Raw genomic sequence first — 13,953 nt, 5'->3', positions numbered from 1 at the left:
TCGGTTATAATTTACAACATTTTGATACTTTTGCACCCTAGTTAACATTGCTCAAAGCAAGATATTTTGTGGTGTGATACACTCTTGCACCGGAAAATGCAGAAACATTCTCGCAATATGCGTTTTGTTTGAAATTTGTACTGCATTTGTAATTTAATTTCAGGAGTTCTTGTGACTGATACATTCAATACAGTAGAAACCCAAGCAAGCTACGGCATTGGTTTTCAAATGGGTCAACAACTACAATCAAATCCGTTTGACGGACTAGCGATTGACGCTGTTGTAGCTGGCCTTAAAGACGCCTTCGCAGGTCAAGCACCTCAGGTTGATAACGACACTCTACGTGATGCGTTTGGCGAAATTCACAAGCGTATGCAAGCTGCTAAAGAAGAAGCAAGCAAAGCGGTTATTGAAGAAGGCACAAAGTACCTTGAAGAAAACGCAAAGCGTGACGAAGTAACCGTAACTGAATCTGGTCTTCAATACGAAGTTGTTACTGAAGGTGACGGCGAGACTCCAGATGCTTCTAGCACAGTACGTGTTCACTACCACGGTACGCTTATAAACGGTACTACGTTTGATAGCTCTTACGAGCGTGGTCAGCCAGCTGAATTCCCAGTAGGCGGCGTAATCAAAGGTTGGACTGAAGCACTTCAACTTATGAAAGCAGGTTCAAAGTATCGTCTATACGTACCACACGACCTAGCTTATGGTGAGCAAGGCGCTGGCGCAGCTATTGCACCTTACAGCACCCTAATCTTTGACGTAGAACTTCTTGACGTTCTAGGTTAATGATTTCTTCACGGGAGTGCCCAGTGGTACTCCTGTGAATACCTGTATTCTTCTTTGTTTAATCTTTGATTCCTTTCTATCTTCTAGTCTATTCCTCGTACTTTTCTAACGCTTAGTTTGTAAACGAGCGATGTACTCATACTTTGAGGTCGTTTGTGTTTCGCTTTTTCAAATCTAAATATGTGATGCTACTATGTTTTGTAGGTGAGAATGCATGTATGCGATATGCTGGAAAAAGAGTATTAAATGTCAGCAGAGTTCCATCTGCTCCGAGTTGTTATCAGTGGCTTCGGCATTACAATAGCCCCACGCTCAAATAAGGAAAATTATTATGGTTATCAAGCCTAAAGTGAGAGGCTTCATTTGTACAAACGCGCACCCGGTAGGCTGTGCTAAAGCGGTTGATGAACAAATTGCTTATGTGGAAGCAAAAGGTGACTTAGGCGAAGGCCCTAAAAATGTGCTGGTTATTGGTAGCTCAACAGGCTATGGCTTAGCGTCACGCATCACATCTGCCTTTGGTTATGGCGCAAAAACACTAGGTGTGTGCTTTGAAAAACCACCAACGGAACGCAAAACGGGTACTGCTGGTTGGTACAACACTGCAGCGTTCCACGAAAAAGCCAAGGCAAAAGGCTTGTATGCAGATACAATTAATGGCGATGCCTTTTCTGATGAGATTAAAAACGCAGCTATCGAAAAAATCAAAGCTGAAATGGGTAAGGTTGACTTGGTTATCTACAGTCTTGCATCTCCGCGCAGAACCGACCCGGAAACCGGTGTGACCTACAAGTCGACGCTTAAGCCAGTAGGCGAGGCATATACCACAAAAACTTACGATACAGATAAAGATAAAGTGCATGAAGTGGCGCTTGAGCCTGCTAATGACGATGAGATCCTCAACACTATTAAAGTGATGGGTGGCGAAGATTGGGAACGTTGGATGGACTTTCTACGCGATGCTGATGTGCTAGCAGAAGGTTGCAAAACCACTGCCTATACCTACATAGGTAAAGAGCTTACATGGCCTATTTACGGTCAAGCGACTATCGGCAAAGCAAAAGAAGACCTAGACCGCGCAGCTGCAGCCATTATCGGCAAAAACAGTGATTTGCTTGTACAAGCAAACGTGAGCTCACTAAAAGCGCTAGTGACTCAAGCAAGTTCTGCCATCCCCGTCATGCCCCTTTATATTTCACTTATCTACAAAGTGATGAAAGAAGAGGGCACTCACGAAGGCTGTATTGAACAAATTCATGGCTTATTCACACAGTGCCTATTTGGGAATACTCCTACGCTAGATGAAGCAAATCGCTATCGCATGGACGGCAAAGAAACCAACGATGCTACCCAAGCGAAAATTAAAGCGCTATGGGACCAAGTGACACAAGAGAACTTTCATGACTTAAGTGACTACAAAGGTTACCACCATGAGTTCCTAAAGCTGTTTGGTTTTGACATTGACAGCGTTGATTACGACAGTGAAGTTGACCCGTTGGTTAACTGGTAAAATCTAAACTTACCATTAATTAACTTAATGCTATTTGTGCAAAAGCCGTCTGATTTGACGGCTTTTTTGTGCATTATTACAAGCCGATATAGGGTGCTAGCGAAAAAAATGTAAATGAATAAGACCAAAGGTTTACATTAAATTGTAGAAAAATTTGCCTTTATCTTGAAATAGCGTGGCACAAACGTATGGGTTAATGCTAAAATCCCGAAATTAAGTAGGGGTCTTTTCTGCCTCTACCAAAACAGCAGTGGCGATTGCAGCTACACAACAACAATAATAAGTGTAAATTTCTGCTGGTGGTCTATATAGAAAGGGCGAACAAAGCGTCCGCTAAAGGAATTATGCGTTACGGCTTCATAACAGGCTGACCGTAGCAATTGCAGCAAGTTCCATCAATCAACAAAAAAGGTGTTTAACACCTGTTAATAGTGCGTTTTTGCATGCTGACAGGCAGGTTTTCTGCGGTCATGCAAAAGGGTATTTCTATTAGAGTAGTGCAATTACATATGATAAAAATCAAGAAAGGTCTCGACCTCCCAATTGAGGGAGCGCCAAAGCAGGAGATTGCTGATGCATCTGCTGCAACGCGCGTTGCCATTCTGGGAGAAGAATATGTGGGTATGCGCCCTACCATGCACGTCCAAGTTGGCGATGTAGTGAAGAAAGGTCAGGTTCTTTTTGAAGACAAAAAGAATCCTGGCGTTAAATTCACTGCTCCCGCTGCGGGTGAAGTGGTAGAGGTTAACCGTGGTGCAAAACGTGTTCTTCAGTCTGTAGTTATCAAAGTGAACGGCAGTGATGCCGTAACATTTGATAAAATTGCAGCTGACCAGATCGCGAGCGCAACACGTGAGCAGCTTCAGTCAATCCTTGTAGAGTCAGGCATGTGGACAGCGTTACGCACACGTCCATTCAGCAAATCGCCTCAGCTAGACTCTGTACCAAACTCAATTTTCGTTACAGCAATGGATACTAATCCACTTGCAGCAGATCCTGCTGTGATTATTGCTGAGCGCCAAGACGATTTTGTAAATGGTCTTAAAGCGCTAACGCAATTGAGTGGTGGCAAAACTTACGTTTGTAAAGCGGCAGGTGCTTCTGTTGCTACTGGCGATGCGGCAGTTGATGTTGAAGAGTTTGGCGGTCCTCACCCTGCGGGCCTACCGGGTACTCATATCCACTTCCTTGATTCAGCCGGCATGAACAAAACGGTTTGGCACATCAATTACCAAGACGTTATGGCGATTGGTGCATTGCTAACTACGGGTGAATTAGATAACCGCCGTGTTATCTCAATTGCAGGTCCTGCTGCAACAAACCCACGTCTAGTGCGCACTGTAATTGGCGCAGACGTGACCGAGCTAACTGCGAACGAGCAGGTAGACGGTGAAGTACGTGTTGTTTCTGGTTCTGTACTTAACGGTACCACTGCAATGGGCGTACACGGTTTCTTAGGTCGTTTCCACACCCAAGTTTCACTATTAAAAGAAGGTCACGAGAAGAAATTGTTTGGTTGGATCCTACCTGGTTCAAACCAACACTCAGTGACACGCGCTTACTTAGGTCATCTAAGTGGTAGCAAGAAATATGATATGACAACAACTACCAATGGTTCAGAACGCTCTATGGTTCCAATTGGTAATTACGAACGCGTTATGCCCCTAGATATCATTCCTACGCTTCTGCTTAGGGACCTGATTTCTGGTGATACTGACGGTGCTCAGACGTTGGGTTGCTTAGAGTTGGACGAAGAAGATTTGGCACTGTGTACTTATGTATGCCCAGGCAAATACAACTACGCTCCTATCTTACGCGACTGTTTGACCACGATAGAGAAAGAGGGTTAAGTCATGGGTTTAAAAGCGTATTTAGAAAAAATTGAGCCGGATTTCGAGCCGGGTGGTAAGCATGAAAAATGGTACGCGCTTTACGAAGCTGCAGCGACCATCTTTTATACGCCAGGTAAAGTAAACAAAGCTAACACGCACGTGCGTGACAGCATTGACCTTAAGCGCATCATGATCATGGTATGGATGGCAACATTCCCAGCTATGTTCTTTGGTATGTATAACATTGGTTTCCAAGCGCAAGAAGCTATTGCTGCTGGTGCGGGAACGCTGCCTGACACATGGCAGGCGGGTCTTTTCACTGCATTAGGTGGTGATCTGACAAATGCTGGCATTTTAGGTCTATTTTTCTACGGTGCATGTTTCTGGCTACCTATTTATGCAGTAACTTTTGCTGTTGGTGGTTTCTGGGAAGTACTTTTCGCTTCTGTGCGTAAGCACGAAGTTAACGAAGGCTTCTTCGTAACGTCAGTACTGTTTGCACTTACACTTCCAGCCACTATCCCTCTATGGCAAGTAGCACTAGGTATTACCTTCGGTGTTGTTATCGCTAAAGAAGTATTCGGTGGTACAGGTCGTAACTTCCTTAACCCAGCTCTGTCTGGTCGTGCATTCCTTTACTTTGCGTATCCTGCACAAATCTCAGGTGACCAAGTATGGGTAGCAGCAGACGGTTATTCGGGTGCAACGTCTCTTAGCCAAGCAGCGTGGGGTAACCTAGACTACGCTGATATGACTCAGTGGATGGATAGCTTTATCGGTACTATCGCGGGCTCTGCGGGTGAAGTATCTACTCTTGCTATTATTCTTGGTGGCTTGTTCATCATGTACATGCGTATAGCAAGCTGGCGCATTGTTGCTGGTGTAGCGATAGGTGTTGCCTTCTTCGCAACTTTGCTAAACCTAATTGGCAGCGATACTAACCCTATGTTTGCAATGCCTGCACATTGGCACTTTGTTGTTGGTGGTCTTGCTTTTGGTATGTTCTTTATGGCGACAGACCCAGTTTCTGCGTCGTTCACAAACCAAGGTAAGTGGGCTTACGGTATCTTCATTGGTTTCATGACGGTACTAATCCGCGTCCTTAACCCAGCCTTCCCTGAAGGTGTAATGCTAGCAATTCTATTTGCTAACTTGTGGGCGCCACTGTTCGACTATTTCGTCGCACAAAGCAACATCAAGCGGAGGGTAGCACGTGTCGGCTAAGAAAGAATCTTTAGGCAAAACTATCGGTGTAGTAGTTGCCGTATGTTTGGTTTGTTCAATTGTTGTTTCTGGCGCGGCTGTTGGCCTTCGCTCTTTACAGCAAACAAACGCGGCTCTTGATAAAAAGAGCAACATTCTTAATGCTGCAGGCCTTTACGAAATGGGCATGAGCAACAACGCTATCGAAAGCACGTACAGTGAGCGAGTAGAGCAGCGTTACGTAAATCTTGAAGAAGGCACATTTGTTGAGGCGCCTGCTCCAGATTACGATATGTATAAAGCTGCTAAGCAAACTGAGTACAGCACAAAGGTAACTAACAGCAATGTTGGTTTTCAACGTCGCCCTAACGTGGCGAGTGTTTACTTAGTTCGTGACGAAGCAGGTGATGTATCTCGTATTATCTTACCTGTACACGGTAGCGGTCTTTGGGATCTTATGTACGGATTCTTAGCGATAGATGCAGACGGCCAAACGGTTCGCGAGCTTATTTACTATCAGCAAAAAGAAACGCCAGGACTAGGTGGTGAAGTGCAAAACCCTGCTTGGCAGGACAAATGGGACGGCAAAGAGCTTTACGAGAATGGCGAAGTTGCTATTCGCGTAGTGAAAAATGCTAACCCTAGCAATCCTCACACTATCGATGCGCTTTCAGGTGCAACCCTAACTAGTAACGGTGTTGAAAACACCATTCGTTACTGGGTAGGCGAGCAAGGCTTCGGCCAGTTCCTGAAGAACCAAGCATGGCGTTCATAAGGGAAGTCTCATGGCAGATACTAAAGAAATGAAAAAGGCCCTCTTTGGGCCAATCCTGGACAACAACCCGATCGCCCTACAGGTATTGGGTATCTGTTCAGCACTGGCAATTACCACTAAGCTGGAAACAGCCTTGGTAATGTCGCTAGCGCTTACAAGCGTTGTAGCGTTCTCAAACTTGTTTATTTCACTTATTCGTAACCAGATTCCATCTAGCGTTCGAATTATTATCCAGATGACCATTATTGCGTCGTTGGTAATCGTTGTTGACCAAATCCTAAAAGCGTATTCGTATGAAATATCGAAGCAGCTGTCGGTATTCGTTGGTCTAATTATTACTAACTGTATCGTAATGGGTCGTGCTGAAGCTTACGCCATGAAGAGCCCACCTCTGATGAGCTTCCTTGATGGTATCGGTAACGGCTTGGGTTACTCTTTCATTCTAATTGTTATTGGTACAATTAAAGAGCTATTTGGTTTCGGTACTATTTTAGGTTTCGAAATCCTTCCACTGGTTCAAAACGGTGGCTGGTACCAAGGTAATGGTTTGTTAATTCTACCATTCAGCTCATTCTTCTTAATCGGCGGTATGATTTGGGTTATCCGTACTATCCGTCCTGAGCAAGTAGAGCCTAAGGAGTAAGTCATGGAACATTATTTGTCGTTATTTGTTCGCTCAATTTTCGTTGAGAACATGGCGTTATCACTTTTCTTAGGTATGTGTACCTTCCTTGCGGTATCTAAGAAAGTAAAAACTGCTATGGGTCTTGGTGTTGCTGTTATCGTGGTACTAGGTATCTCGGTTCCGGTTAACCAAATTATTTATGTAAACATTCTTGCTCCAGGCGCATTAGCATGGGCAGGTTTCCCTGAAGCTGACTTAAGCTTCCTTAACTTCCTAACCTTTATCGGTGTTATTGCGGCATTGGTACAGATCCTAGAGATGAGCTTAGATAAGTTCTTCCCTGCGCTTTATAACGCACTAGGTATCTTCCTTCCGCTTATTACCGTTAACTGTGCAATCTTCGGTGGTGTAGCGTTCGCAGTACAGCGTGAATATAACCTGAGCGAAAGTGTTGTTTACGGCGTAGGAAGTGGTATTGGCTGGGCAATAGCAATTGTGTTGCTTGCGGCAGTACGTGAAAAGCTTAAGTATGCTGATATGCCAGATGGTGTTCGTGGTCTAGGTTCTGTATTTATGATCGCGGGTCTAATGGCACTAGGCTTCCAGTCATTCACTGGTATTCAGCTGTAAGAAAGCTCGGGAGCATATAAATGAATAATGTAGAAATATATCTAGGCGTAGGCATGTTCATTGCCATCGTTCTAGCGCTGGTATTTATTATCATGTTTGCCAAGTCTAAATTGGTACCAAGCGGTGATGTTACTATCACTATCAACGGTGACCCAGACAAAGCAATCAAAACAGAGCCAGGTGGTAAGCTACTTGGTGCTCTAGCTGATGCGGGATACTTCGTATCTTCTGCGTGTGGTGGCGGTGGCTCATGTGGTCAGTGTCGTGTAGACGTACACTCAGGTGGTGGTGAAATTCTTCCAACTGAACTAGACCACATCACTAAAGGTGAAGCACGCGAAGGCTGCCGTCTTTCATGTCAGGTTGCTATTAAGCAAGACATGGAAATTGAGCTGGAAGAGTCGGTATTTGGTGTTAAGAAATGGGATTGTGAAGTTATCTCTAACGATAACAAAGCAACTTTCATCAAAGAACTTAAGCTTAAAATTCCTAACGGTGAAAGCGTACCTTTCCGTGCAGGTGGTTATATTCAGATTGAAGCGCCAGCTCACCACGTTAAGTACAAAGAGTTCGACATTCCTGAAGAATACCGCGGTGACTGGGAGCGTTTTGGCTTCTTCGACATCGAGTCTAAAGTAGACGAAGAAACGATTCGTGCGTACTCAATGGCGAACTACCCAGAAGAAGAAGGCATTATTATGTTGAACGTGCGTATCGCTACGCCGCCACCTAATAACCTAAGCCTACCTGCTGGTAAAATGTCATCGTACATTTGGAGCCTGAAAGAAGGTGACAAAGCGACTATCTCTGGTCCATTCGGTGAATTCTTCGCGAAAGAAACTGAAAACGAAATGGTATTCGTAGGTGGTGGTGCAGGTATGGCCCCAATGCGTTCTCACATCTTCGATCAGCTTCGTCGCCTTAAGTCTAAGCGTAAGATGAGCTTCTGGTACGGTGCACGTTCACTTCGTGAAATGTTCTATACAGAAGACTTCGACGAGCTAGCAGCAGAAAACGATAACTTTGAGTGGCATGTAGCACTTTCAGATCCTCAGCCTGAGGACAACTGGGAAGGTTACACTGGGTTTATCCACCAAGTACTTCTTGAGAACTATTTGAAAGATCACCCTGCACCAGAAGACTGTGAGTTCTACATGTGTGGACCACCTATGATGAACGCGGCCGTTATCAACATGCTTAAAGATTTAGGTGTTGAGGACGAAAACATCATGCTAGATGACTTCGGTGGCTAAGCGTTTAATTTAAGAGCTACTCGCTTAAAAGTTATTAAGCATATTAAAAGGGGCGTAAGCCCCTTTTTCGTTGAAGCAACATGCATAATGCACGTAATTTCGTTTCGTGCATATTAGCTAAGGACAACATCGTGATTCGATTTGCTATTCGAATTTTCCTCGCCTTTGTTGCGGTAGGTATTCTACTTCTCGCAAGCTGTAGCGACGAAAAAACGCCTGTAGTGCATCTTCAAGGGCAGACAATGGGTACAACCTACAATGTTAAATACCTTGTAGCGGAGACGCCGGTAGAAGGCTTAAAGGCTGAAATAGATGCTCGCCTTGTTGACGTTAATAAGATGATGTCTACTTACGACCCAACGTCAGAACTATCAAGGTTTAATCAATATCGTTACACCGATAATTTTGCTGTGTCGCCAGATACGTTAACCGTGGTAAACGAGGCTTTGCGCCTAGCTAACCTAAGTAGCGGTGTACTTGATGTGACCGTTGGTCCGCTGGTTAACCTATGGGGGTTTGGCCCCACAAAGCGCCCTGAGAAAGTGCCCAGTCAGGCAGACATCAACGATATCCGTGAATATGTGGGCTATAAGAAGCTGTCGACCACGCCAACGGGCTTAAAGAAAATCCATCCTATGCTGTACGTTGACCTATCGACCATTGCTAAAGGTTTTGGCGTTGACGAAGTGGCTGAAATCCTTGAAAAGCATGGTATTGAAAACTACCTTGTGGAAATAGGCGGTGAAATGCGCGTAAAAGGCGAGCGAGGCGACGGAAGTGAATGGCTTATTGCTATTGAAAAGCCGGTCACTACTGAACGTGCAGTTCAAAAAGTTGTCTCAATAGGTGAAAACGCAGTTGCTACATCGGGTGACTACCGCAACTATTACGAAGAAGATGGCGTTCGTTATTCGCATCTAATCGACCCGACTACCGGTAAACCGATTTCGCATAATTTGGTATCGGTAACCGTTGTTCACCCCTCATCTATGACGTCAGATGGTTTAGCTACGGCATTTAATGTGATGGGATGGGAACAAGCAATAGCGGTTGCTGAGCAAGAACAACTCGCTGTATTCCTCATTCGTCGCACAGATGACGGATTTGAAGAGTATGCGTCGCCAGAATTTGATAAACTGGTGACAGTTCATAATTAGGGGGTAGCTATGTCTACATTCATTCTTGCTTTTGGTTTCTTTCTAACAATGGTGCTAGCTATGGCCGTTGGCTACCTTTTTCAGAAAAAATCAATTTCTGGAAGCTGCGGTGGCTTAGGCGCACTAGGTATTGAAAAGGCCTGTGACTGTCCAGAACCTTGCGATCGTAAAAAGTCACGTATGGAAAAAGAAGAAGCCCGCCAGAAAAAATTAAACGAGTGGAAGCAAAACCAAATTTTGTAATGCTTAGACTCTCGTTGGCTTAAGTTATAAAAGCGCTGTTTGATACTCGTCGACAGCGCTTTTTTGTATCTGTTAGATGGACATTCAACACTGAGTCTGAACAGCTAAATAAATGTAACTTGTCGGGGATGCTTCATGGGCGAAACAGTTAAAGGGAACGTTATCTTTACAAACAAGCCATGAACCGGCGTTTATATTTTGTAGCTTTGTTTCGCTCAACTTATATTTCGTTGCTCCACATTTGTATTTAGGTTAAATTTACGTCTCATAAAATACCAATACCAATACCAATAATAAAACATCAAGGAAGAGTTATGACACGCAGTGTACGCCTCGGGACCTTCAGTATAATCGCATTATCCCTAGCCGCATGTGGAGGCGGAGGTTCAGACTCTGATGTGTCGGATAACGGAGGCTCCACTCCGGTTTCGTCATCATCCATCATCTTAAACGCGAAAGACTACACCCCATCACGGCTCAACACTGCAGCCAAGGCAATTGCAAATGCACAATACCAAGGCGAGACAGATAATGCGGAAGTAGATATAGAGCTGGTCCAACAAGCCTTCAATTTATTATTTAATGATTCCGTCATGACAGTACCAGAACTGGCAGAACAGGATTTTTCTAATGACATAAACGGCGGAACGATTAAGAAAACGTATGCCTGTGCTCTAGGCGGTAGTGTCGCTTATGACGGCAAAGTATCCGATACCTTAACAGGTACCATCGCCATGAATTACCAAAACTGTTGGTTGCATAGCAATGGCGTTGCTATTTCTGGGTCGACGGCTATTGCCATTGAAAGTGTGTCAGATAGCGCTGCGAAATACAGTATGTATTTCGACAGTCTGACATGGAATATCGAAGGTATACCTTATACTTTGTCAGGCGTTGTCTCAATCGATGAAGGCTACAACGAAACTAACGGTAACTATCACTTCTACGTAGATACCAACCAACATGTCGCGTTCACTATTGGCGCAGAGCAATATAAATTGGTGGGGAATTACAACATATCTGATTCACCCGGTGAAAGCGTTAACCATGCTGAATTAGATTTCTATGTAGGCTCTAAAGGTAAATTAGCGATTGAAGCAGAGGGCCCAGAGTATTTATCGCCGTACATGTATATGGGTGAAGTAGTGGTAGCGGGTGATAAAACTGCAACCTTACTTTTTGAAGAAGGCATTATTCGTTATTTAGAAGATACTGATAACGACGGTAACTACGATGTAGGTACATTTATAGTTGATGCCTATGATTTAATTGGTGGTAACCTTGCAGACAGATCACTTGTCGCTATTGCTGACATGTCTATCCCACCCACTGTCTATGCACCTGAATTTTATACCTGGGACTCAGTAGACACGACGACACCCATTACTGTCAGCCCTGGCTATTATAATGATAGCGATACAGATTACGAAGATTTATCCTTTAGTTATCGCTGGTATCTCAACGGTGTTTTAGTAGAAGACGTTACTGGAGATACCTTTCCAGCCTACCGCGCTGTATTTAACGATGTAGTAGAAGTGTCTATGGTCGTCTCAGATAGCGCTAACACTGTAGAGTCAGGTCGCACTTCAATTACCTTGTCGGATGCACCAGCACAAGTAGCTTTTGAGAATTTACCAGAGTCAGTGTCTCCGGGAGAATATATCGAATTCAGAGCAATTGTGTCTGACCCTGATCTTGGCGACAATCAAGGTGCTCCTACCTTAGTGTCAGCGCCTGCAGGCGCTACCATTAACGAAGATGGATTGATTTCATGGCAAGCGCCGAGTAATCAGTTGTTTAAAACCCAACTTTATGAATTTGGTTTTTCAACTGGCGAAGAAGGTGCTGAAGTAGTCAAAACTGATGTCTCAGTGACCAATAATGACGTTCAAGAGTTAGCTCGCTCGGGTATTGAAGTGCCTAAGATGAACAATTCAATGGTAGTGGGTGATTTCGACCACGACGGCGACAATGAAGTTCTCTCTACTGATTCTGCAAATCGCGTGTTTTTACTGTCTTATCAAAACGGCAGCTACAACCAAACTTGGATGTACCCCTACAAAATCGAGCACGGTGAAACAGTAAAACAAGTTCTCAGTACCGATTTTGATAACGACGATTACCCCGATATTTTAGTGATATCTGAACACGGCGTATCTATCGTTACCGATATTGACGAAGCGGCCACAACGCTTTTTACTACCGACAATTTCATACATAGTGCTGTTCTAGGAGACATAGACAATGATGGTGACGATGAATTGGCCTACCTATATTCATCACGTGATTACGGCGATGCCAATAATATTGTGGTGGTAGATCTTAATTCGCCAGAATCACCTTTATTTACGTTTACCGCTGAAAATACCTATGAAATTGCTCTGGGTAATGTAGATTCCGACGCTCAGTTAGAACTGGTTACCAATTCTGGTTTGGTTTATGACCTTGATACTGGTGAAAACCAGTGGTTTTTGAACTCAGGATTTGGTAGTCATCACATTGCCGTTGCCGATATAAATGGCGACGGTATTGATGAAATTGTAGGCGCTGACAGTTGGTCTTACATCTATGTATACTCAGCACAAGACAAGTCTCAAATTACGAGTGTTGAGAATTTTAATACTTGCGACATTAGCGCAGGAAAACTGACTGACGATAGTAACCCTGTATTGCTTGTAGGGGACTGCCAATGGGGCAACGTCCACGCCATGAAGCTGTCTAATAATACGCTCACTTCAGTATTTAGCGTTGATATGGTTGATCACGGTTCAACCTCGCTGACCCTTGGCGATGCCGACAATGATGGCCTTAACGAACTGTTATGGGGCACTGGCACTACTTCTTCTGGTGAAGATTTACTCGTAACGGCAGATGTCACAGCCACTTCTGCAACAATAAAAACGACGGCAACCACACATCAACTAGACAGCTTTAACGCGGCTGGGTGGGCAGATTTGTATCCTGGTGACGAACGTGCTGTTTTCTTTGTGCCGAGTACGGGGAGCGGTTATGACGGCTCCAAGGTCTTACTAATGGAGAACTCAGGGAATTACATTACTAGTGAAGAGATTTCATCTAACTGGGATAACTCTAGTATTGCTGTAACTACCGATTACAACAATGACGGTGCTGGTGATTTATTCCTACCTAGTGCAGAAACCTATGATGGCGCCTTCGCCGCAATGCGATTAAATGATTTCTCTATCCAATACGAGATTACAGGCGATTATTCGAACAACGTTTCAGTTATCAAGGCATTCGACTTTAATAACGATGGTTTCGATGATGCAGTGTATGTTGATGGTCGCACATTGAAAGCGGTCGACGTGAACAATCAAGTTATGTTGGCCACTTACACCATGCCTCAATATTTCCGTGATTTTGATATTGTCGCGATGAATGGCAATGTGTATGTGGCGCTTTCTCAAGGCGACGACATAACGCAATTACTCAAGCCAACAACATCAGGTTTCTCTATTCAGGCAAGCGCCGATATTTCTTGCGCGCGCCTTGCCTTTATTAACGCTGATAGTGACGCTGCCGCTGAACTGGCCTGTTATAACAATCAGAACCAATCACTGGTTATATTTGATGTAGCTGACACTAGTTTGACTAAGACATCAGACGTTTCGGTGAGTAAGGTTATTGTAGACATGGTAGCTAATCCAGTAACCGCTACTGAACAAACACTTCTTGTGACAACGGCGCATGACGATGATTGGAGTTACTACAGTGCTTCTGAACTCAGCGAAATGACGGTTGAAGGCATCAGTATTTGGAAAAGTCCAGCGTTGATTGGGCCGGCCCGCAGCCACTCTCTACACGCGAGAAAATCTGCTGAGGGAAGCCTAGAAGTGATGATGGCAACATCTCGGGTAATGTACTGGTTAGGCCGAGCGAATTAAGTAAAACTGCTGGAACAATTCGGATACT

General features: G+C 44.3%; 11 protein-coding genes. All 11 read left to right on the top strand.

Going from position 1 to position 13,953, the window contains the following annotated elements; translation table 11 throughout:
* Positions 1-171: 171 nt before the first annotated feature.
* Positions 172-792: a BamJ family beta-barrel-assembly machinery protein gene (gene bamJ, locus PCAR9_RS17030; RefSeq protein WP_015068144.1), complete on the top strand. Its 621-nt coding sequence runs from the start codon at positions 172-174 to the stop codon at positions 790-792.
* Between the two features lie 331 nt (positions 793-1,123).
* Positions 1,124-2,302 (top strand): enoyl-ACP reductase FabV, encoded by a 1,179-nt coding sequence (gene fabV, locus PCAR9_RS17025; protein WP_179984642.1) that lies wholly within the window; start codon positions 1,124-1,126, stop codon positions 2,300-2,302.
* 509 nt (positions 2,303-2,811) lie between these two features.
* Positions 2,812-4,152: a Na(+)-translocating NADH-quinone reductase subunit A gene (locus PCAR9_RS17020; protein ID WP_179984641.1), complete on the top strand. Its 1,341-nt coding sequence runs from the start codon at positions 2,812-2,814 to the stop codon at positions 4,150-4,152.
* 3 nt (positions 4,153-4,155) lie between these two features.
* Positions 4,156-5,358: an NADH:ubiquinone reductase (Na(+)-transporting) subunit B gene (locus PCAR9_RS17015; protein WP_015068141.1), complete on the top strand. Its 1,203-nt coding sequence runs from the start codon at positions 4,156-4,158 to the stop codon at positions 5,356-5,358.
* Positions 5,348-6,112, top strand: coding sequence for a Na(+)-translocating NADH-quinone reductase subunit C (locus PCAR9_RS17010; RefSeq protein ID WP_118492034.1), 765 nt, complete (start codon positions 5,348-5,350; stop codon positions 6,110-6,112). Before PCAR9_RS17015 ends, PCAR9_RS17010 begins: the two co-directional genes overlap by 11 nt.
* Positions 6,113-6,122: 10 nt before the next feature.
* The gene (locus PCAR9_RS17005; protein WP_015068139.1) at positions 6,123-6,755 is read left to right on the top strand and encodes an NADH:ubiquinone reductase (Na(+)-transporting) subunit D; all 633 of its coding nucleotides are present in this window, start codon (positions 6,123-6,125) and stop codon (positions 6,753-6,755) included.
* A 3-nt stretch (positions 6,756-6,758) separates the two neighbouring features.
* Entirely contained in the window at positions 6,759-7,367 is a 609-nt protein-coding gene (nqrE, locus tag PCAR9_RS17000) for an NADH:ubiquinone reductase (Na(+)-transporting) subunit E (RefSeq protein ID WP_179984640.1), read from the top strand.
* 20 nt (positions 7,368-7,387) lie between these two features.
* Positions 7,388-8,620 (top strand): NADH:ubiquinone reductase (Na(+)-transporting) subunit F, encoded by a 1,233-nt coding sequence (nqrF, locus tag PCAR9_RS16995; protein WP_179984639.1) that lies wholly within the window; start codon positions 7,388-7,390, stop codon positions 8,618-8,620.
* 131 nt (positions 8,621-8,751) lie between these two features.
* Positions 8,752-9,777: an FAD:protein FMN transferase gene (locus tag PCAR9_RS16990; protein ID WP_179984638.1), complete on the top strand. Its 1,026-nt coding sequence runs from the start codon at positions 8,752-8,754 to the stop codon at positions 9,775-9,777.
* A gap of 9 nt (positions 9,778-9,786) precedes the next feature.
* Complete coding sequence (gene nqrM, locus PCAR9_RS16985) at positions 9,787-10,020, top strand: (Na+)-NQR maturation NqrM (RefSeq protein ID WP_014950791.1); 234 nt, start codon at positions 9,787-9,789, stop codon at positions 10,018-10,020.
* A 314-nt stretch (positions 10,021-10,334) separates the two neighbouring features.
* On the top strand, positions 10,335-13,925 hold the full coding sequence (locus PCAR9_RS16980; RefSeq protein ID WP_179984637.1) for an FG-GAP repeat domain-containing protein: 3,591 nt from the start codon (positions 10,335-10,337) through the stop codon (positions 13,923-13,925).
* Positions 13,926-13,953: the final 28 nt, after the last annotated feature.

Origin of the sequence: Alteromonas macleodii (assembly GCF_903772925.1) — a bacterium.
GTDB lineage: Bacteria > Pseudomonadota > Gammaproteobacteria > Enterobacterales > Alteromonadaceae > Alteromonas > Alteromonas macleodii_A.
The sequence above is the reverse complement of the archived record's forward strand: the minus strand, read 5'-3'. Positions and strand labels throughout refer to the sequence as shown.

Coding starts and splice junctions, on each gene's coding strand:
- fabV (WP_179984642.1), top strand. CDS start 1,124: ATGGTTATCAAGCCTAAAGTGAGAGGCTTCATTTGTACAAACGCGCAC.
- PCAR9_RS17020 (WP_179984641.1), top strand. CDS start 2,812: ATGATAAAAATCAAGAAAGGTCTCGACCTCCCAATTGAGGGAGCGCCA.
- PCAR9_RS17015 (WP_015068141.1), top strand. CDS start 4,156: ATGGGTTTAAAAGCGTATTTAGAAAAAATTGAGCCGGATTTCGAGCCG.
- PCAR9_RS17005 (WP_015068139.1), top strand. CDS start 6,123: ATGGCAGATACTAAAGAAATGAAAAAGGCCCTCTTTGGGCCAATCCTG.
- nqrE (WP_179984640.1), top strand. CDS start 6,759: ATGGAACATTATTTGTCGTTATTTGTTCGCTCAATTTTCGTTGAGAAC.
- nqrF (WP_179984639.1), top strand. CDS start 7,388: ATGAATAATGTAGAAATATATCTAGGCGTAGGCATGTTCATTGCCATC.
- nqrM (WP_014950791.1), top strand. CDS start 9,787: ATGTCTACATTCATTCTTGCTTTTGGTTTCTTTCTAACAATGGTGCTA.
- PCAR9_RS16980 (WP_179984637.1), top strand. CDS start 10,335: ATGACACGCAGTGTACGCCTCGGGACCTTCAGTATAATCGCATTATCC.